Below are 20159 nucleotides of genomic sequence, written 5' to 3'. Positions count from 1 at the left end.
GAATGCTGGATTTAATGTGGATGGCTAAAGTCTGATAAAGCGTTGGAATGGTCAGGTTGCCACGTTGGGCGGGTGTTATTTCGGGCATCCTTTCCAGGCTCATCCGGCTGCTCTGCCTCTCATCACGCCAACCAATGCCTCATCCCATGAAAAATGCTGCCGCTCCCATTCCGCTCGGGTTGAAACTGCTGTTCACGGCCTTTCTGGCCGTGATGGTGCCGGTGTACTGGGTCAACTACGGCCCCACCAACTTCCTGTACTTCTGCGACGTGGCGCTGCTGCTGTGCCTGATCAGTATCTGGACCGGCCACCGCCTGCCGGCCTCCATGGCCGCCGTGGGCATCCTGCTGCCCCAGGTGCTCTGGTGCACCGACTTCGTGGGCGAGCTGCTGGGCGGGCGTCTGCTGGGCATGACGTCCTACATGTTCGACCCCAACCGCTCGTTGTTTTTGCGGGGGCTCTCGTTCTTCCACGGCTGGTTGCCCTTTCTGCTGCTGTTTCTGGTGAAGCGCCTGGGCTACGACCGGCGCGCTCTGCCCGCCTGGACGCTGCTGGCCTGGGGCCTGTGCCTGGTGGCCTACTTCTGGCTGCCCGCCGCCGGTACCATCATGCCCGACCCCAAAATCCCGGTCAACATCAACTACGTCTTCGGCTTCGATGATGCCCGGCCCCAGACCTGGCTGCCCGCCCCGCTCTACCTCGTTGGCTGGCTGCTCACGCTGCTGGTCGTTATCTACCTGCCCACCCATTGGGCCCTGCGCCGCTGGCCGGCCCCGAAATTGGCGGACGTTTCGGATGAGGTAGTGATGAGCTGGGTGGGGGATAGGGGAAGGAGTATTCGTGCCAAATCAGCCTGAATGACCCAGATAGTGCGGCAAAATGTACTTTAAAGAAGGATGATTACTCAGTACGCAAAGCGCCCGGCCTGGTGTGGTCGGGCGCTTTGCGTAGGGGTGAACTGAACTCGGATTATTGGCTCAGGCTCTTCTTAAAAAGCAATGCAACGGCTGACGCCAGGCCAAGAAGGCAGCCTGCCAACAGTAAATACATCGACCAGGCAGTTGTAACGTGCGCGGTATTATTGGCAATTATGCCCCTGATGATAAACCCTGACAGAAAGGGGATGAGCAGCAGCACGCCCAAGTGCAGAGGGTGATGAATTTTCATAACGTAGCACGGTAGAAGTAGAAGGTGTTTTCAGTTACCAAGCCCTACCGCACGCCCAGCCGGTTGCGCTTCCAGGCCGAACCAGCCACGGCCGGCGTTTCCGAAGTAGTGGCAACGGTAGCGCCGGGCTTTTTCTCGGTGAGCAGCATGGCGGCCAGCACGGCGGCTACCTGGGCCGTGGCCTCGTCGGGGGCGGGGGGCTGCAGGGCGTCGGCCGGGAAATGGTCGCGGATGAAGTTGGTGTCGAAGTGGCCGCTGACAAAGGCGGGGTGGTTCAGCACGTAGGTTCCGAAGGCCAGCGTGGTTTGGATGCCGGTAATCTGGTACTCCTCGATGGCGCGCAGCATCCGGGCAATAGCCTCCTGGCGGGTCGCGCCGTGCACGACCAGCTTGGCAATCATGGGGTCGTAGTAAATCGGGATGTCCATGCCCTGCTCGAAGCCGTCGTCGACGCGCACGCCGGGGCCCTGGGGGCGCACGTAGGTCGTGAGCGTGCCGATGTCGGGCAGGAAGTTGTTCTGCGGGTCTTCGGCGTACACGCGCAGCTCCAGCGAGTGGCCGGTAATCGTTAAATCTTCCTGCCGGAAGGGCAGGGGCTGGCCCTCGGCCACGCGGATTTGCTCTTTTACCAGGTCGAGGCCGGTGATTTGCTCCGTGACGGGGTGCTCTACCTGGAGGCGGGTGTTCATCTCCAGGAAGTAGAAGTTGTGCTTATCATCAAGCAGAAACTCCACGGTGCCGGCCCCGGCGTACTGGCAGGCGCGGGCCACATCCACGGCGCAGCGGCCCATTTCGGCCCGCAGCTCGGGCGTGAGCACCGACGACGGGGCTTCCTCAATCACCTTCTGGTGGCGGCGCTGGATGCTGCACTCGCGCTCGAACAGGTGCACGATGTTGCCGTGCTCGTCGCCCAGTACCTGAATCTCGATGTGGCGCGGGCCAGTGACGAACTTTTCGATGAACACGGCCCCGTCGCCGAACGCCGACACGGCCTCGTTGATGGCCAGCTGCATCTGCTCCTCAAACTCCTCATCGGCGTGTACCAGGCGCATGCCCTTGCCACCGCCGCCGGCCGAAGCCTTAATCAGAATGGGGTAGCCTACCTCGGCGGCAATGCGCCGGGCGGTGGGCACGTCGGAAATGGCCTCGGCCGTACCGGGCACCAGCGGGATATTATAGGCCTGCACGGCCTGCTTGGCCGAGAGCTTGTCGCCCATGATGTTCATGGCCTCGGGCGAGGGACCCACGAAAATCAGCCCTGCCTGCTTCACCTGGCGGGCGAATTCGGCGTTTTCGCTCAGAAAGCCGTAGCCGGGGTGAATGGCATCGACGCCCAGCTCGCGGCACACTTCCAGGATTTTGTCGCCGCGCAGGTAGCTGTCTTTGCTGGCGGGCGGGCCCACGCACACGGCCTCGTCGGCGTAGCGCACGTGCAGGGCGTTGCGGTCAGCTTCCGAGAAGATGGCCACGGTCTGGATGCCCATTTCCTTGGCCGAGCGCAGCACGCGCAGGGCAATTTCGCCACGGTTGGCTACGAGAAGCTTTTTAATTTTTGTCATGGGGTGGGAGGGGCAGGGAGTGGATGGCGGGTGAAATAAACCAGAGATTGAACGTCATGCTGAGCTTGCCGAAGCATCTCGCGTGCTGACGGTGTATTAGTAGGGCAACGTCAGCACGCGAGATGCTTCGGCAAGCTCAGCATGACGTTCTGTTTTCCTGACGGCAACCATTTTAACACCCAAAGAAACGACCTTCCGGCCGCACCAAAAAACTGGCCGCTGGCAACCGCTAACTGCTTACCTTTGCGGATTGCCATAACTTTGCACATATTCCGGCGGTTAAGGTCGCAATCATACCCGTCGTTTCCGTTTCACATTCAACCCGTTCCCTCGTGGATCTATTTGAAAAGATTGCCGCCAACCGCGGCCCGCTGGGCAGCCACTCGCACTACGCGCACGGCTATTTCGCATTTCCTAAGCTGGAAGGCGAAATCAAGCCCCGCATGATTTTCCGCGGCAAGGAAGTACTTACCTGGAGCCTGAACAACTACCTGGGCCTGGCCAACCACCCCGAGGTGCGCCGCGCCGACGCCGACGCCGCTGCCGAGTTCGGTATGGCCCTGCCCATGGGCGCGCGCATGATGAGCGGCAACTCCAACCTGCACGAGCAGCTGGAAAACGAGCTGGCCGAGTTCATCAAGAAGCCCGAGTGCATGCTGCTCAACTTCGGCTACCAGGGCGTGGTGTCGATTATCGACGCCATGGTGGGCCGCCACGATGTCATTGTGTACGACGCCGAGTCGCACGCCTGCATTATTGACGGGGTGCGCCTGCACGCCGGCAAGCGCTTTGTGTACATGCACAACGATATGGCCAGCCTCGAAAAGCAGTTGGAGCGGGCCCAGCGCATCACCGACGCCAGCGGCGGCGGCATCCTCGTCATTACCGAGGGCGTATTCGGCATGTCGGGCAACCAGGGCGACCTGCGCGGGGTGCTCAAGCTGAAGGAGAAATTCCAGTTCCGCCTGTTCGTCGACGACGCCCACGGCTTCGGCACGATGGGCGCTACGGGCGCCGGAACGGGCGAAGAACAGGGCGTGCAGGACGGCATCGACCTTTATTTTTCGACCTTCGCCAAGAGCATGGCCAGCATCGGCGCGTTCGTAGCGGGCCCCGAGAACGTAATTGAATATTTGCGCTACAACATGCGCAGCCAGATTTTCGCCAAAAGCCTGCCCATGCCGCTGGTAGTGGGCGCGCTCAAGCGTTTGGAGCTGCTGCGCACCAAGCCCGAGCTCAAGGAAAATCTCTGGACCATCGTGCGGGCCCTGCAGAGCGGTTTGCGCGAGAAAGGCTTCAACCTGGGCACGACGACTTCGCCCGTTACGCCGGTAATGCTGGCCGGCCAGATTGGCGACGCGGTGCAGATAACCTTCGATTTACGCGAGAATTACGGCATTTTCTGCTCTATTGTGGTGTATCCGGTGGTGCCTAAGGACGTCATCATGCTCCGCCTCATTCCCACGGCCGTGCACACGCTCGATGATGTGGAGATGACCATCAAGGCCTTCGAAATTGTGCAGGAGAAGCTGGCGAAAGGCGTTTATTCCAAAGCCGAAGTGCCTGCCGGGCTGGCAGACTAGCTTTGCCCCGTCTAAATGCAAAAGCCAGCTTCCGGTCCGGGAGCTGGCTTTTGCATTTAGCACATTTTAAAGAACGGCTTGCCGCTGCCTGGAGGCATTGGGGTGGGGTATAAGGTCAAAAAGGCCCTCATGGGGCCGTAGCGGGGGTTTGAGAAATAAACTTTACAACTTGCTTGTATTTGAAATCCCTGTATATTGGAGCCGAATCTTTTCTCTTCCACACCCCATAACCCCTCCCAGATGAGCAATTTTAGCAAACTGAAGGACCTCGTAATGTCGCTCGAAGGTGACTTCGAGAAATTCTATGACAAGCAGAACTCGGCCGCCGGTACCCGCGTGCGTAAAGGCATGCAGGAGCTGAAGAACATGGCCCAGGAAATCCGCACCGAGGTGCAGAACAAGAAGAACGATGCCCCAGCTGCTCCGGCTGCTGGTGCCGCCAAGAAGGCCGCTCCGGCCGCTGGTGCTGCCAAGAAGGCCGCTCCTGCCAAGAAGAAGTAAGCAATCGGGCCGCTGTGCGGCCTTTTGCCTTACAAAAAGAAGCCCCGCCGAACTTCGGCGGGGCTTCTTTTTGTAAAAACTGAGCATGAAGCGAAGCAAGAAGCATTGTCATCCTTGCTCAAAGCGCAACATGCTCAGGATGGCAATGCTCTCATAACTAACCTAACCTTCTAAAAAGCTACACCAGCTTCAGCAGGAAGTAGTTCTTCTTGCCCTTCTGGGCCACGAGGTACTGACCCAGCAGCGGGGTTACGTCGTTGGCCATTTGCTCGGGAGCCATCTTCTCGCGGTTCAGGCTCACGCCGCCGGCCTGCATCATTTTGCGGGCCTCGCCCTTGGAGGGGAACACGACGCCGCCGGTGGCCTCGCTCAGCAGGCTGACGACGTTCATCTCGGTTAGGTCGGCACGGGGCACTTCCACCTGGGGCACGCCGGCAAATACGTCGAGCAGGGTGGCCTCGTCGAGGGAAGCCAGCTCGCCACCGCCGAACAACACCTGCGAGGCGGCCAGGGCGGCTTCGTAGGCTGCCGTGCCGTGCACGCGGGTAGTTACCTGCTCGGCCAGGGCCTTCTGCAGAATGCGCTTGTGGGGGGCCTCGGCGTGCTCAGCTTCCAGGGCCTCAATTTCCGCTTTGGTCAGCAGCGTGAACACGCGGATGAGGCGGGGCACGTCGGCGTCGGCGGCGTTGAGGAAGAACTGGTAGAACTGGTAGGGGCTGGTCAGCGAAGCGTCGAGCCAGACGGTGCCGGTTTCGCTCTTGCCATACTTGGTGCCGTCGGCCTTGGTGATGAGCTGGCCGGTGAGGGCGTAGGCCTTCGGGACTTGCTCACTGTTTGTTTCCGGCTCGCCGGCGCCCATGCGGCGGATCAGCTCGGTGCCGGTCGTGATGTTACCCCACTGGTCGGAGGCGCCCATTTGCAGGGTGCAGCCGTAGGTGCGAAACAGGTGCACGAAATCGTAGCCCTGCAGCAGCTGGTAGCTGAACTCGGTGTAGCTCAGGCCCTCGGCGCCCGAGTTTTCGTCGCCGCTGATGCGGCGCTTCACCGAATCCTTGGCCATCATGTAGTTTACGGTCAGGTGCTTGCCCACTTCGCGCAGGAAGCCCAGGAAGCCGAAGTCCTTGAACCAGTCGTAGTTGTTGACCACCAGCGCGCCGGTGGGCGAGTCGTCGAAGACCAGGAATTTCTCCAGCTGGGCCTGAATGCCGGCCTGGTTGCGGCGTAGGGCGGCCTCATCGAGCAGGTTGCGCTCGGCCGATTTGCCCGAGGGGTCGCCAATCATGCCGGTGGCGCCGCCCACCAGGGCCAGGGGGCGGTGGCCGGCGCGCTGCAAGTGCACCAGCAGCATAATGGTGGCCAGGTTGCCGATGTGCAGCGAGGGCGCGGTCGGGTCGAAGCCGATGTAGCCAGTGATGGGCTGGCCCGTGGCCAGGTGCTCTTCGGTGCCAGGCATCATGTCGTGAAACATGCCGCGCCAGCGCAGTTCTTCAATCAGGTCCATGGAAAGAGTTGTCAGGGGGTAGTTGGCAGTTGTCAGGCAGGCAATACCGCTCCGGGGCGGGGTGCCCGCTGTGGTAAGTGTCCGGATAGGGCGCAAAGGTAGCGGCTCGGCGGTACCTTTGTCACGTCTGGCGCGCTGGTGTCCGCAAATTCCTGCGCGAGCCTGACAACTGACAACTACCAGCTGATAACCCATTATGCCTGTTTCCACGCCCGACGAAATCCTGGCCCAGCTCAAGCAGCGGCAGTTCGCGCCCGTGTACTTTTTGCAGGGCGAGGAGCCGTACTACATTGATCTGGTGGCCGACCTGCTCGAAAAGCACGTGCTGCCCGAGGCCGACAAGGGCTTCAACCAGGTGGTGCTCTACGGCAAAGACACCGACGTGGCCGGTATTCTGGGCCAGGCCAAGCGCTACCCCATGATGGCCGAGCGCTCGGTGGTTATTGTGAAGGAAGCCCAGGCCGTGGCCGATCTGGAGAACGAGAAAACCTGGCCTTTCCTCGAAGCCTACTTCAAAAACCCGCTGCAAAGCACCGTGCTGGTGTTCTGCTACAAGCACAAAACCCTCGACGCCCGTAAGAAGCTGGGCAAGCTGCTGGCCGGCGACAAGAAAACGCCCGCCCCGGCCGGCACCGTACTGCTCACCAGCAAGAAGCTCTACGACAATCAGGTTATTCCCTGGCTGAGCCAGTACGTGCGCAGCAAGGGCCAGCAGATTACGCCCCAGGCCACCAACATGCTGGCCGAATACATCGGCGGCGAGTTGAGCCGGCTGACCAACGAGGTGGATAAGATGCTGCTCAACCTGCTGCCCGGCCACAGCATCGACGAGGACCTGGTGCAGCGCATGGTGGGCATCAGCAAGGAGTACAACATTTTCGAGCTGCAGAGCGCCCTGGTGCGCCGCGACGTGCTCAAGGCCAACCGCATTCTGCTCTACTTCGAAGCCAACCCCAAGAACAACCCCATCATTCCCAACCTCACGCTGCTGTTCAACTTTTTCGCGCGGCTGCTGGCCCTGCACCAGGTCGGCAACCCCAGCGAGGCCGACTGGCTGAAAATGGGCCTGCGCTTTCCCATCCAGCGCCGCGACTACCAAACCGGCCTCAAGGCCTTCGACTTCGGCCGCTGCCGCGACCTGGTACACCTCATCCGCCGCGCCGACGCCCAGAGCAAGGGAATAGAATCGGGCTCGATGAGCGACGGTGAAATCCTGCGCGAGCTGGTCTGGCTGATTCTGCACCCCGTGCCGCTGCACGCCGTAACGGGCTAGGGGCCTGCTGTCTTCTACTGATTCCCTTATGTCGGCCTTCCCCAATTTGCAGCCCCGCCTGTTCGATGCGCCCGCCCGCCGGCTGCTGGGGCAGCGCCTGGTTATGTCGCGGGAGCACGACCGGACGCCGGAGCTGTGGCGGGCCTTTATGCCGCGGCGCCGGGACATTGAGCAGGCTGTCGGCACCGATTTGTTTGCGGTGACGCAGTATCCGCCCGCGTATTTTGCGGCCTATTCGCCTAGCACTGCATTCTGCAAATGGGCGGCGGTGGAAGTGCCGGCCGGAACCGCGGTGCCGGCGGATATGGAAGCCCTGACGGTGCCCGCCGGCCGCTACGCCATCTTCGATTATCAGGGGTCCAGCCTCGACACGCGCATCTTTCAGGCTATTTTCACGGAATGGCTGCCCGCTTCGGGCGTGCTGCTCGACAACAGCCGGCCGCATCTGGAGGTGCTGGGCCCCGGCTACCGCAACGCCGACCCCAATTCGGAGGAGGAAATCTGGCTGCCCATTCGGCCACTTTAGGCTCTTTACCCAAGTGCCTACCCGAGGCAAGGGGTGCAGGGCATCGAACCAACGGAAATATTTCCGCGTTAAGTGGAAATATTTCCCTAGCTTCACTGAGCCAATTCTACTGCCATGCCTGCTGCCACTACCACTACCACCCAACCGCCTATCGTGCTTGCTCTGTCCGCGGCCGTGCGCAAGAAGTGGGCGGCCTGGGGCCGGACCGGACAGGATGCCTACGCCCTGGTGATGGAGGCCCGCAAGGGCGTGCCGGCCGCTACGGCCTTCGAAGTGGCGGCGGCCTACCAGCTGCAGGCCCAGGAGCTGGAAGCCATTTACGAGCTCTCGACCAAAACCCTGCGCACCTACTCGCAGGAAAACAAAACGCTCAGCGCCGCCCGCAGCGAAAAGACGCTTAAAATCATCAGCCTCTACAATCTGGGGGTGGAGGTGTTCGGGGAGGCCGCCGCGTTTCTGCGCTGGCTCGATAAGCCCGCCCACGGCCTCGACCAGGAGGTGCCGCTGCGCCTGCTCGAAACCAGCGGCGGCATCGATCTGGTAAGCGAAGAGCTGACGCGCATCGCCTACGGCGACCTCTCGTAGCGCGGCCGCCGTATGCTGGTATACCGCATCTGTCTGGCCAAGTACGCCGACGATTTGTTTGCCTCGGGCTACCGGGCGCGCTGGAACTACCGCGACCAGTTCGTGATTTATTCGGCCGCCACCCGCGCCCTGGCCTGCCTCGAAAACGTAGTTCACCGCAGCGGCGAAGGCCTCACCGACCAGTTCCGGGTGCTCATCATCGAAATTCCCGACGACCTGCTTATCGAGGAGATTACGCCCGCGCAGCTGCCGCAGCAGTGGGAGCAGGCCAGCCGCTACGCCCAATGCCAGCCGCTGGGCGACGCCTGGTACCGCCGGCGGAGCTCGGCCGTGCTGCGGGTGCCCTCGTCCATTGTGCCCCAGGAGTTCAATTACATCCTGCACAGCCGCCACCCCGATTTCAAGCGCATCCGCATCGTGGCCCGCGAGGAGTTTCGGTTTGATTCGCGCATCAAGCAGGCGTAGCGTCCGGTTTGTCTGCGGCTGAAGCCATGGGCTATGGAGTCAGTCTTGCCACGGGGTAGTACCTTGCCGCTTCTTCACGCCCCACCTATGCAGGTTCTCGACATCATTGCCATCTCGCCCCAGGAAACCTTTCTGGTGGGCTACCCATCCGAAACGCTGCGGCCCGGCCCCTGGGAGCTGCGGCGCAACGGCGAGCTGGTGGCCACCGTGGAAGTAACCGGCCAGGCCGCTACCGAGGCCGACCAGAAAGGCAAGCTGGCCCCGCCCGGCGTGGTGATGTGCCGGGGCCGCATCGACCGGAAAGGGTTCGATTTCACCCGCGACGAGGTGACGCTGGTGCTGCCGGCGCAGTAGAATTGGGAGAAGTGCAGTTACAGCACCCGTAGCTGCCCAATGTGCAAATCGGCCGTCAGGTCGTAGACGCGGGCGCCGCCGGTCGGGATTTCCAGGTCCAGGACTTGCTGGGCGCTCAGGTTTTCGAGGTACATGGCCAGGCCGCGGAGCGAGTTGCCATGGGCTACCACCAGTACGTGCTGGTCGTGTGCGAGGTGGGGCCGGATGTGGGCTTCGTAGTAGGCCACGGCTCGCTCGCGGGTCTGGGCCAGGCTTTCGCCGCCGGGCGGCACCAGGTTGTAGCTGCGCCGCCACTGCTGCACCTGCTCGGCCCCGTACCGGCGGGCGGTTTCGGCCTTGTTGAGGCCCTGCAGCTGGCCGTAGTTGCGCTCGTTTAGGGCCTTGTTGCGGTGGATGGACAGGGCGGTCTGGCCGAGGTCCTCCAGAATCAGGCGCAGGGTTTCGTTGGCCCGCTTCAGCACCGAGGTAAAGGCCACATCGAAGCGGAAGCCCCGGAGCCTGGTGGCCGCGTCGTGGGCCTGCTGCTCGCCCAGCGGCGTCAGCTCCACGTCCAGCTCGCCAGTGAACAGGTTTCGGAGGTTGTACACGGACTGACCGTGGCGCACAAGCACGAGCTGAGCCATTGAAGCGGGGATGTGTGAGCTGAGGCTGCCGGCAACCTACCACCCGGCAGATGGCGGCCGCATGAAGTAACGGCAACGTAGAGAAGCGTAGCGGGCAGTAGTCCAAAAAAATACCCCGACACAACGTGCCGGGGTATTGGGGAGGGGGGGCGTAGCCTGCAGTTGGCGCCGTTTACGCACCGAGGGTAGCGCGATGAGCCGCAATGCCGGCCAGCGCGGCCGTGAGCACATCTACCTGGCCCTGCACCTGGGCGGCGTCTACGGTTTTGAGGAAGCGGTCGGTGCCGGCGGTGCTGCGGTTGCTGCGCATGATTTTCTTGCGCTGGGCCTGGAGCAGCTCCAGGTTGTCGAGGGCATCCTGCTGCTGCTGGGGCGTGAGGCCGGGTAGGGCGGCCTGGCCCTGAGCGGTCAGAATCTCCCCGTCTTTTTTGGCCAGGGCGGCCGCGCCGCTGGCCTGGCTGCGGTCGGCGCGCTCGTCGGCCAGGTCGAGGCCGGTGTCGCGGTAGCTGTAGGTTTTAAGCTCGAAATTGACGTCGGCGGTGGCCGCGTCGCACTCGGCCCAGGTGGTGAGCAGGCTGTAATCGGGACTCATGGGCATAAGGGGGTAAAGGATTAATGAAAAGAAGGTTACTGCGCTAAATATAGGCGGCGGCTAATTCGTTTGCAAGTAGGCCGGCAGCAGCGCCGTGGCCAGGGCTTCGGCCTCGGCGAGCAGGCCGGCCGCCTGGGCCCGCAGGCGGTGGTAGCGCCCGACTTCGGCAGCGGAAAGGGGGGCGGCGCGATGCGCCAGCCAGGCCCGCAGCCAGCGGGCGTGGTCGAGGGCGCGGGCCGGGTCGGTGGGGTCGGCGGCCTGGGCCAGGGCCGCGGCCAGGGCCTGGGCGGCGGGCGTATCGGGGGCGGCGACCGGGGGCGCGGCGGGGTTGGGCGGCGGGAGCAGGGCGGGCAGGGCGGCGGCCCAGCGGGCGGCTACGTGGGCGCGGGCGGCCAGCGCGTCGGCCTCGGCCAGCAGCCCTTCGGCGCGGTGGCGGCACACCCGCTGCCGGAAGTCGAGGTCGGCCGCCTCGGGGGCGGGCGTGAAGGGGGGCAGGGCCGCGCCGGGGCCGGGGTGGGCGGGCACGGCGGGCGGGGGCAGCTGCAACAGCAGCGGCAGCAGCACCACCCGCACGGCCGCCGACAGAGGCCGCCGCCCGCTTTCCAGGTCGCGCACCAGCGGCGCACTGATGCCCAGGTACAGCGCCAGCTCGGCCTGCGTGAGGCCAAACCAGGCCCGTACGCGGGCTATCAGCGAATCAGGCGGGGGTAAACGGGACATGAGAAAGGGCAGTTGCGCTGTTTCTGGTAACTTAAACGAAAAACAGCGCACCATAGCCAGGCTATGGTGCGCTGTTTTAAAAATAATTGCCTGAAAACAGCGCAAAGGGCCGGCGGGCCCCAGTCGCGCCCGGCCCGGTCAGGCCTGGGGCCAGACGGCGTACTCGGCCTCCGAAAGCCGTTGGGCCAGGCCCGGCTCTACCACCTGGGCCTCGGCGTAGCTCAGGCCATAGAGTAGGTACACGAGGTGGTCGAGGCGCTGGTCGAGGCGGCGGATGCGGGCTTGCAGCTGGCTTTGCGCCGTAGCCCCGGTGGCCGCCCGTAGCTGCGGGTGCAGCGCCAGCAGCTGCCCGACAAAGGCCACGATGGTATCGTGGTGCTGCTGGTCAGTGTCTTTTAGTAATCTGAATGGTAAAGATTCAAGCTCGTTAGTACCAACATTGTTATTTGTACTAGTTAGCTTGAACCTCCATTGAAATAGTTTAGAATTTAGTAGCGCAAGCGCATATGATAAATCATATTGGCCTGATTTAACTTTGACTACTGAATTAGTAGAATCTGCAAAATAACAATCCGGTTCAATGATAGTGGCAACAATTCTTAGTTTTTCGTCTACGCCTGTTATGCGTTGAGTAGCTATCCTCTGTAACTTAACAACTGCTTTAGGATTGTTGTGTATTAAAAATTCTTCTTCATCAAACCATTCTCTAAATCCTTGGCTCAGTTTACTATTTTGTATGTATCTGCCTACTTCGACCCCCTTTAGCATTCTAGCTTTATTAGGGGTTTGATCTATGTACTTTCTAAGTATAGTTTGATTGACTTCACCACGAGTTATTTTGAAGCCAGTTTTGTGGTCATCAAATCTCACCACTTCATCATTAGAGTAAATATTCTTTAGAATACTCCAATCCAGCTCATCAATCAAAGGAACAGGTAAATTCTTGCTGTCAACTTTTTTTAATTCTTTTAATTGAATAGTAGCAGCCTTGTGCTGTTCGTTAAGGTTGTTGCCAGGATAAGTATTAATTGTAAACTTTTTTGCAGGCTTAATGATGTCTTTGGTGCCTATTAGAATTACGGTTGATAACTTAGCTTCAAGAAATATCCGATTTATAGGATTGTCTTTTTGAGGAAAGCAATCAATTGATAAGTCTCGGCTTGACTTAAAGACGAATGCTCTGCTTTTAGCGCAGCTTATATCGGCCAAAATGGATAAGGGGATTATTAAACCAAATTGTCCCGAAGGCTTGCATAGGTCTATGAACTTAATGACGAAAAATCGAAATAAATTCAACTTACCGCCTAGTGCATCTTTATATTTTTTATTTTCTATAAGGTACTTATGTATCAGTTCATGAGGTGAATCAGAACCAAGGCGTTCTTTTTCCAGAACATCATACGGCGGGTTGCCAATCACGGCATCGAAGCCACCTTGCCGGAACACGTCGGCAAACTCGTCGCGCCAACTGAAGGGCTTCACGGCGCGCTCGGTGCCGGGGGCGAAGTCCAGCTCGCCGTCGTAGAAATCAATATCGACCAGCGAGTTGCCCACCCGGATGTTCTGGTCGATGGTGGGCAGCACCCGCTCCAGGCCCAGGCTCTGCTGCATACTGGCCGAGGTTTCGCCTTCGAGGCACTTGAGCAGCAGCGAGAGTTTGGTGACTTCGACGGCCTGCTCGTCGAGGTCGACGCCGTAGAGGTTGTTGAGCAGAATGGTTTTTTTGACGGCCGTAGTCAGGTGGCCGTCGGGGGTGAGGGCCTTGCCGCTGCCGGGGGGGCGGGCGGCCGGGCCGCCCTTTTTGGCCGGGCCGGCCGGGGCCAGCGTGGGCGGCAGGGCGGCTTTGGGGTGGGTCTGGTAGTAGTTGAGGTGCCAGTCGAGCAGGAACTGGTAGGCCCCGAGCAGGAACGAGCCCGAGCCGCAGGCCGGGTCGACGATGCGCAGCCTGGCCACCTGCTGGGGGCTGCTGCCCTCGCAGAGCTTGCCCACGGTTTGCTTCACGATGTACTCGACGATATAGGCGGGGGTGTAGAACACGCCGCCGGCCTTGCGCACCTCGGGCTTCTCCTCGATAACCACCGTGCCGTCGGCCTGCAGCTCGATGACCTTGCCCAGGAACCGCTCGTAGGCCGAGCCCAGGATGTCGGCCCCGATAACCGAGAATTCGTAGGGCGACTCGGGGTAGTAGAGGCCGTTGATGAGGGGCGTCAGCACGTCGTCGCCCAGCTGCACCTTAGCCGACAGCTCGTCTTTGCCCAGGTCGAAGAGGCCGGAGTTGTAGCGGTTCTGGGCCTCGCGGAAGCGGCCGAGCAGGGCTTTATAAATGCTGCCGTCTTTGCCCTTGGTTTTGAGCACGGCCTGCAGGTCGCCGTAGGCTTCCACGCCGCGGTCTTCGGTGATGCGCAGGAAGATGAGCCGGTCGAGCAGCATCTGCACCAGAAACCGGAGCTGCTCGGCATCGAGCCGGGGGTTGCGGGCGGCTAGGCCCCGGGCCAGGGCGGCGCGCATCTGCTCCAGCGTATCGAGAAAGGCCCGATCCACGGTTTCCTTGCCCCGGCGGTTGGAGCCGCTGGCCACAAACCGGTCGAGGTTGCCGCGCAGCACGCTTTCCTTGCTGAAGTTGTCCCAGAGGAAATCGAACTTGTCGGCGTACTCATCGAAGGTGAGGTAGTGCAGGCGGGCCTTGCGGGCCTTGTCTTTGGGGTCGGGCTGCACGGTGCAGTCGTAGACGGCCAGCTCCTCGAAATCGGTGAGCAGGCTCAGGGCCATTTTGGCGTTCCAGCCGTAGCGGCGCACCTGGTAGGCGGGCTGCACGTCGTCTTTGATGTCGACGCTGGGCTTTTTGGCTTCCAGGAAGAACAGGTTTTGGCCGCCGGGCAGCCGGAAGAGGTAGTCGGGGGCCTTGGTGGCTTTGCCCACCCGCACTTTGGCTTCGTGCACCACCTCGCAGTAGGCCGAGGAGGCGCCGTTGTCGTTGTTGACGTCCCAGCCCAGGGCTTTAAAGAAGGGGTTGATGTAGTGAATCCGGACTTCGGTTTCGCTGTATCGGCCGCGCTTGTAGTCGGGCAGCTGGTGGGTAAAGTTCTCGACGAGCCGGGCAATTTCGAGCCGGGCCTGCTCTTTGGATAGCGGTTGAAACATGCAGTGAATAGGGTAGGAGCGCCGGGCGAAACTGCCGCGCCGGAGCCAAGCTAAGCATAGCCGCACTACGGGGCAAGTTGGGGCGGGTGATGAAAGGGGGATAAAAGGCTAAAACCAGCTCCCCCAGTACACCAAACCACCCGCCTGCCGCGTTAAAACCGCCAGTAATGCCCATTCCGGGGCAACCCCGCCCGAACTTTTCGCTACTTTTGGCTTCCGCCCGTCGCCGCCAACCGGGCGCGGGACCTTTCTTGCGCAACTCCTCCTTGATGAACCTATTCCCCCGTCTGGCGCTGGCTGCCACCCTTGGCGCCGCCGCCCCGCTGGCCGCCCTGGCCCAGCAAACGCAGGTATTTACGTCTGATGAACGCTTTTTTCAGGAAGGCCTGGAGCTGTTCGACAAGGGCAAGTACGGGGCTGCCCAGCAGGCCTTCCGGCAGTACCAGGGCCAGGTGGAGCGCCGCGCCGGCCAGTTGGCCCCCGGCCGCCTCGCCGATGCCGAGTACTACGACGCCGTGGCCGGCCTGCAATTGCTGCACCCCGATGCCGAGGACCGCATCCTGTCGTTTGCCGCCAACAACCCCGCCCACCCCAAGGCTAGCCAGGCCTACTTCGAGCTGGGCCGCTTCTACTTCAATAAGAAGGACTACGTGCGCGCCATCGACTACCTGCAGAAGGTGGGGCCCGACAACCTGAGCGACGACCAGCGGGCCGAGTCGGAATTCAAGCTGGGCTACAGCTACTTCGCCCAGAAAGAGTTCGACAAGGCCCGTTTGCAGTTCGACCGCAACAAGGCCGGCCAGCACCAGTACCGCTACGCCAGCGCCTACTACGCCGGCTACCTGGCCTACCGGGCCGGCGACTTCGAGGGTGCCCGGCGCGACTTGGCCGTGGCCGAGCAGAACGACGCCTACCGGCCCGTAGTGCCGGCGCTCATGGCCCAGATTCTGTACAAGGAGGGCGACTACGACGGCCTGATTGCCTACGCCCCCGAGGCCCTGCGCCAGACCCCGCCGCCCCAGAGCGCCGACGAGATACAATTGCTGCTGGCCGATGCCTACTACCAGAAGCAGGATTTCAAGGAGGCCGCCGGCTACTTCGATAAGTACGCCGCCGGCCGCCGCAAAATCGAGCCCGAAGTGCAGTACAAGGTGGGCTACGCCAACTTCCGGCAGGGCGATTTTAAAGGGGCCATTGCCAGCTTCAAGGGCGTGGCCGCCCGCCGCGACTCGCTGGGCCAGAACGCGGCCTACCACCTGGGGTTGAGCTACCTGAAAACCAACCAGAAGCAGCTAGCCCTGAATTCGTTCGGGGCTGCCCGCCAGCTCACCTTCGACAAGAACATCACCGAAAACGCCACGCTCAAGTACGCCCAGGTAAACTACGAGCTGGGCAACTCGGCCGAAACGGTGGCCGCGCTGCGCGACTTCCAGAAACGGTTTCCGCGCTCCAAAAACCAGCCCGCCGTCGATGAGCTGCTGAGCGAGAGTTTCCTGAATTCCTCGGACTACGCCCAGGCCCTCAACTACCTCGACAAGCTCGACGACCGCAGCGCCAAGCTGAATGCCACCTACCAGCGGGTGGCCTTTTTGCAGGCCGCCACGCTTTTCAACGACAACCGCTACCAGGAGGCGCTGCCGCTGCTCGACAAAAGCCTGCGCTACCCCGAAGACGACGCGCTGCGCGCCGGCGCCCAGGTGCTCAAGGGCGACATCTACTCGTACGGCCAGCAGTACCCGGCCGCCATTACGGCCTACCAGGCCGCGGCCCGCACCAGCCGGCGCCGGGGCGCGGCCGATACCGACTACGACCAGCAGGCCCGCTACGGGCTGGGCTACGCCTACTACAACACCAAGGACTACGCCCAGGCCCGCCAGCAGTTCCAGGCCTGGCTGCGCGACCCGGTAGCCAAACCCGCCGACGCCAACTATTACGACGTAACCCTGCGCCTGGGCGACCTGGCCTACCTGGCCAAGCAGTACCCCCAGGCCCTGGAGCAGTACGAGCAGGTGATAAAGGCCAACGCCGCCGACAAGGACTACGCCTACTACCAGAAAAGCGTGGTGCTGGGCCTCATGGGCCGCCGCGACGAGGCCGCCGCCAGCCTGAGCACCCTGCTCAAAACCAACCCCAACTCGCGCTACGCCGACGACGCGGTGTACCAGCAGGCCCAACTCGACTACGAGGCCGGCTCGTTCCAGGCCGCCGTCGATGGGTTCTCGCGCCTGATTACCAACCGGCCCAACTCGCCGCTCATTCCGCAGGCCCTGCAGAAGCGCGGCATTGCCTACCAGAACCTCAACCAGCACGACAAGGCGGCCGACGATTTCAAGCGGGTGCTGAGCCAGTTTCCGCGCACCAAGTCGGCCCAGAGCGCCATCTATAGCCTGCAGGAAAGCCTGAGCGCCCAAGGCAAAACGGAGGAGTTCGACCAGTACCTGGCCCAGTTCCGCCAGCAGAACCCCGACAGCAAGGCCGCCGAAAGCGTGGAGTTCGAAGCCGCCAAGTCGCTGTACCTGGCCGAGAAGTATGCCCAGGCCATCCCGCGCCTCGAAGGCTACCTCAAGCAGTACCCCAGCACCGTGCTGGCCGCCGACGGCCGCTACTTCCTGGCCGACTCCTACCTGCGCACCGACCGCAAGGCCGAGGCCCTGCCGCGCCTGAAGGCCGTGGTAGAGGAAAACAAGAGCGAGTTCGTGAACCGCGCCGTGGGCCGGCTGGCCGATCTGGAGTTTGAAAACAAGAACTACGCCGAGGCCGCCAAGTACTACGCCCGCCTCCGCGAGGTGTCGCAGAACAAGCGCGAGGTGGCCAACGCCGGCATCGGGCTGCTGAAAAGCTCCTACGAGGCCGGCGACCTGGAAACCACCCGCCGCGTGGCCGGCGAGCTGCAAACCCAGGGCGGCCCCGCGCTCAACGCCACCAACCTGGCGCTGCTGTATCTGGGCAAAGCCAGCCTGAAAGCCGGCAACCTCGACCAGGCCGCCACCGAGCTGACCACGGCCGCCACCACGGCCAAGGACGAGAGCGGGGCCGAAGCCCAGTACCTGCTGGCCCAGACCCGGTTTCAGCAGAAGAAGTACCCCGAAGCCCTCGACGCGGCCTACAAGAGCAACGCCGACTTCGCCGCCTACGACCTGTGGCTGGGCCGCGCCTTCCTGCTGATTGCCGACATCTATAAGGAGCAGGGCGAAATATTCCAGGCCCGCGCCACGCTCAACTCCATCATCGACAACAAATTCCCGGTGGCCGAAGTGGTGGCCGGCGCTAAAGAGCGCCTCGCCGCCCTGCCCGCCGACGCCACCCCCGCGGCCCCCGCCACGCCCGCACCCACCGGCAAAGCCCCCGCCAAAATCCCCAAGCCCAAAAGCCCCGCCCGCAACTCCCTCATGGCCCCCACCGACACCACGGCCACGCCCCGTTAACGGGTGTAGAGACGCGACCCTTCGCGTCTCGTCGTTGAACGGTTTGCCATTGAACGGCCGGCCACCAAACGGGCCGCTTGTCCAGGTTCCGGCAACCGGCCAACGAGCTGTTCAACGACGAGACGCGAAGGGTCGCGTCTCTACATCGATGATTTAGCCAAGGTGTCGCATCAATCTACTAATCAGCTTTAAAACAGGGGAGAGGCGTCAGGAAACCAGGTTATCAGAAACGATAGCCTAAGCCCTAACTCCTAAGTCCCTAAGCCCTAACCATGACCCATAAACTCCTGGCCGCCGCCGCCCTGCTTACCGTTGCCGTCCCGGCCTTTGAGGCCCGGGCCCAGAAAACGCGCGGCACGATTGAGGACGCCGAAATTGAGATTGTGAAGGAGCGGGTGAACGAGCTGCCCACCGCCACCCGCAACTTCGAGAAGGTGAAGATTGAGGCCCCGGCCAAAACCACCACGGCCCCCGCCTACACCTACCCCGACTTCCGGCTGCCGGCCGACAAGCTCAACCCCACGGTGCGCGTGCTCACCATCCGGCAGGAGCAGCTGCCCGAGCTGACGGGCAACTACCTCAAGGCCGGCATCGGCAACTACGGCACCGCCTACGGTCGGGCTTACCTGCACAACACCCGCTCAGAAAACGCCAGCTACGGCCTCGATTTCAAGCACCTCTCGTCGAGCCGCGGACCCGTGGACCGCGAGAACTCGCGCCAGAGCCAGACCAGCCTGGGCCTGAACGGCGAAACCTACAGCGGCCCGCTGGTGCTGGGCGCCAAGGTGAACCTGGGCCGCGAGCGGTACAATTTCTACGGCTACAACCGCAACGTTATCGAGCTGCCCAAGTCCGACAGCCTCAAGCAGGTGTTCAAGCGGGCCGGCGTGCTGGTGTACGCCCGCAACCGCGCCCGCGACGCCGCTTTCCAGTACGATGTGGGCCTGGGCTACAACTACTGGTCCGACGCTTTTAAAGCCAGCGAAAGCAACCTGTACGCCACGGTGCGCTCGACCTACAAGCTTACCGAAACCAGCCAGGTGCGGGTCGATGGTGACCTGTCGTTCATTTCTCACAAGGATGCGGTAACCGACACCCGGCCCTTTTTCCAGGTGACGCCGGCCTTCGAAACCACCCTCAACCGCCTCAACCTGCGCGTGGGCGCCACGCTGGGCTACACCGGCGACACCATTACCGATGCCCGCCAGTTCAACGTATTGCCGGCTCTACGGGCCGCCTACACCGTTACCGAGGACAAGTTTGTGGTGTACGCCGGCCTGGGCGGCGGTTTGCAGCGCGTGACGCTGTACGACCTGAGCACTGAAAACCCCTGGCTGGCCCCCAACGTGCGCGTGGCCGACACCCGCCGCGGCCCCACGCTCTACTTCGGCTTCGATGCCACGCCCGCCCGCGCCCTGGAGGTAAAGGCCCGCGTGACGCTATCCAACGACCGGAACCTGTACTTCTACAACAACTCGGCCCTCGATACCACCAAGTTCGATCTGGTATATGATAAGAAGTCGACCCAGCTGTTCAACCTGCACGGCGAGGTGGTGTACAATGCTGCCGAGCAGCTGCGCCTGGGCCTGAAGGCCGACTACAACGGTTACAACGTGAAAACCCTCGCTCAGCCCTTCCACCGGCCCAAGTTCCAGTCGACGTTGTTCGGCTCGTACAATTTCTACGACAAGCTGCGTGTGGGCCTGGAGCTGTACACGCTCAGCGCCAGCTACGGCAGCGGGCGGCGCGCCGGCAGCTTCCCCGGCGGCAGTCTGAACCGTGAGCCCCGCCTCACCGACACCGTTATCGACCTGAACCTGCGCGGCGACTACCAGCTGACGGAGCAGTTTTCGGTGTTTCTGATGGGCAACAATCTGCTGGGCCGCAGCAATATGCAGTACCTCAACTACCCGGTAAAAGGCATCAATGTGCTGGGCGGCGTGAGCTACCAGTTTTAGGCTGAAGCAAATCCGGCTTATCTTCCTGCTCAGGCAAGGGCCTTATCCCGCTGGCGCAACCGTAACCACGGTTCGTGTCAGGGAGATAAGGCCTTTTCTTTGGCAGAATAGCCAGTGAAAACCCGGTCGACATTCCGAAAAAGCGGTATATCTAGTCATCATTCCGTACATTTCGACTTCTATTGC

16 protein-coding genes and 1 pseudogene are annotated in these 20159 nt (G+C 62.0%); 10 read left to right on the top strand and 7 right to left on the bottom strand.

Annotation, left to right across the window (positions count from 1 at the left end; translation table 11 throughout):
* The first annotated feature begins 146 nt into the window (after positions 1-146).
* Entirely contained in the window at positions 147-857 is a 711-nt protein-coding gene (locus tag BMY67_RS08300) for a hypothetical protein (protein ID WP_177189750.1), read from the top strand.
* A 112-nt stretch (positions 858-969) separates the two neighbouring features.
* Here the strand turns inward: BMY67_RS08300 and BMY67_RS08295 are convergent, their stop codons facing one another.
* Together BMY67_RS08295 and accC are read right to left on the bottom strand one after the other, a co-directional pair.
* Positions 970-1167, bottom strand: coding sequence for a hypothetical protein (locus tag BMY67_RS08295; RefSeq protein ID WP_092770381.1), 198 nt, complete (start codon positions 1165-1167; stop codon positions 970-972).
* Positions 1168-1211: 44 nt separating this feature from the next.
* Positions 1212-2726, bottom strand: coding sequence for an acetyl-CoA carboxylase biotin carboxylase subunit (accC, locus tag BMY67_RS08290; RefSeq protein ID WP_092770379.1), 1515 nt, complete (start codon positions 2724-2726; stop codon positions 1212-1214).
* Positions 2727-3058: 332 nt separating this feature from the next.
* Between accC and BMY67_RS08285 the strand changes: the two genes are divergently transcribed.
* Together BMY67_RS08285 and BMY67_RS19775 are read left to right on the top strand one after the other, a co-directional pair.
* A complete protein-coding gene (locus BMY67_RS08285; protein WP_092770377.1) occupies positions 3059-4309 on the top strand; it encodes an aminotransferase class I/II-fold pyridoxal phosphate-dependent enzyme in 1251 nt (416 codons plus the stop codon).
* Between the two features lie 240 nt (positions 4310-4549).
* Positions 4550-4717, top strand: a pseudogene (locus tag BMY67_RS19775) (histone H1); the annotation flags it as partial.
* 271 nt (positions 4718-4988) lie between these two features.
* Here BMY67_RS19775 and tyrS read toward each other — a convergent pair.
* Positions 4989-6311, bottom strand: coding sequence for a tyrosine--tRNA ligase (gene tyrS, locus BMY67_RS08275; RefSeq protein WP_092770373.1), 1323 nt, complete (start codon positions 6309-6311; stop codon positions 4989-4991).
* 196 nt (positions 6312-6507) lie between these two features.
* On the opposite strand from tyrS, the gene holA reads away from it, so the two are divergent.
* The 5 genes from holA to BMY67_RS08250 all read left to right on the top strand — a co-directional run bounded on the left by holA (position 6508) and on the right by BMY67_RS08250 (position 9514).
* A complete protein-coding gene (gene holA, locus BMY67_RS08270; RefSeq protein ID WP_092770371.1) occupies positions 6508-7584 on the top strand; it encodes a DNA polymerase III subunit delta in 1077 nt (358 codons plus the stop codon).
* 28 nt (positions 7585-7612) lie between these two features.
* The gene (locus BMY67_RS08265; protein WP_092770369.1) at positions 7613-8110 is read left to right on the top strand and encodes a GyrI-like domain-containing protein; all 498 of its coding nucleotides are present in this window, start codon (positions 7613-7615) and stop codon (positions 8108-8110) included.
* 114 nt (positions 8111-8224) lie between these two features.
* The gene (gene parS / locus BMY67_RS08260; RefSeq protein ID WP_092770367.1) at positions 8225-8695 is read left to right on the top strand and encodes a type II RES/Xre toxin-antitoxin system antitoxin; all 471 of its coding nucleotides are present in this window, start codon (positions 8225-8227) and stop codon (positions 8693-8695) included.
* 12 nt (positions 8696-8707) lie between these two features.
* Entirely contained in the window at positions 8708-9160 is a 453-nt protein-coding gene (locus BMY67_RS08255; RefSeq protein WP_092770365.1) for an RES family NAD+ phosphorylase, read from the top strand.
* 87 nt (positions 9161-9247) lie between these two features.
* A complete protein-coding gene (locus BMY67_RS08250) occupies positions 9248-9514 on the top strand; it encodes a hypothetical protein (protein ID WP_092770363.1) in 267 nt (88 codons plus the stop codon).
* 17 nt (positions 9515-9531) lie between these two features.
* On the opposite strand, the gene BMY67_RS08245 is transcribed toward BMY67_RS08250, so the two are convergent.
* The 4 genes from BMY67_RS08245 to BMY67_RS08230 all read right to left on the bottom strand — a co-directional run bounded on the left by BMY67_RS08245 (position 9532) and on the right by BMY67_RS08230 (position 14590).
* On the bottom strand, positions 9532-10137 hold the full coding sequence (locus BMY67_RS08245) for a 2,3-bisphosphoglycerate-dependent phosphoglycerate mutase (protein ID WP_092770361.1): 606 nt from the start codon (positions 10135-10137) through the stop codon (positions 9532-9534).
* A 172-nt stretch (positions 10138-10309) separates the two neighbouring features.
* Positions 10310-10729 carry a hypothetical protein gene (locus BMY67_RS08240; RefSeq protein ID WP_143069747.1) on the bottom strand — a complete coding sequence of 140 codons (420 nt, stop codon included), beginning with the start codon at positions 10727-10729 and terminating at the stop codon, positions 10310-10312.
* Positions 10730-10789: 60 nt separating this feature from the next.
* Positions 10790-11449, bottom strand: coding sequence for a helix-turn-helix domain-containing protein (locus BMY67_RS08235; protein WP_092770359.1), 660 nt, complete (start codon positions 11447-11449; stop codon positions 10790-10792).
* Between the two features lie 138 nt (positions 11450-11587).
* Positions 11588-14590 carry an Eco57I restriction-modification methylase domain-containing protein gene (locus BMY67_RS08230; protein WP_092770357.1) on the bottom strand — a complete coding sequence of 1001 codons (3003 nt, stop codon included), beginning with the start codon at positions 14588-14590 and terminating at the stop codon, positions 11588-11590.
* Between the two features lie 269 nt (positions 14591-14859).
* Here BMY67_RS08230 and BMY67_RS08225 point away from each other — a divergent pair, with 269 nt between their 5' ends.
* Positions 14860-18015 (top strand): tetratricopeptide repeat protein, encoded by a 3156-nt coding sequence (locus tag BMY67_RS08225; protein ID WP_092770355.1) that lies wholly within the window; start codon positions 14860-14862, stop codon positions 18013-18015.
* 272 nt (positions 18016-18287) lie between these two features.
* Positions 18288-19973, top strand: coding sequence for a TonB-dependent receptor (locus tag BMY67_RS08220; RefSeq protein ID WP_092770353.1), 1686 nt, complete (start codon positions 18288-18290; stop codon positions 19971-19973).
* The last annotated feature ends 186 nt before the right edge of the window (positions 19974-20159 follow it).

The organism is Hymenobacter actinosclerus (assembly GCF_900111515.1).
Taxonomy (GTDB): domain Bacteria; phylum Bacteroidota; class Bacteroidia; order Cytophagales; family Hymenobacteraceae; genus Hymenobacter; species Hymenobacter actinosclerus.
This window is presented reverse-complemented; position numbering and strand designations above follow the sequence as displayed.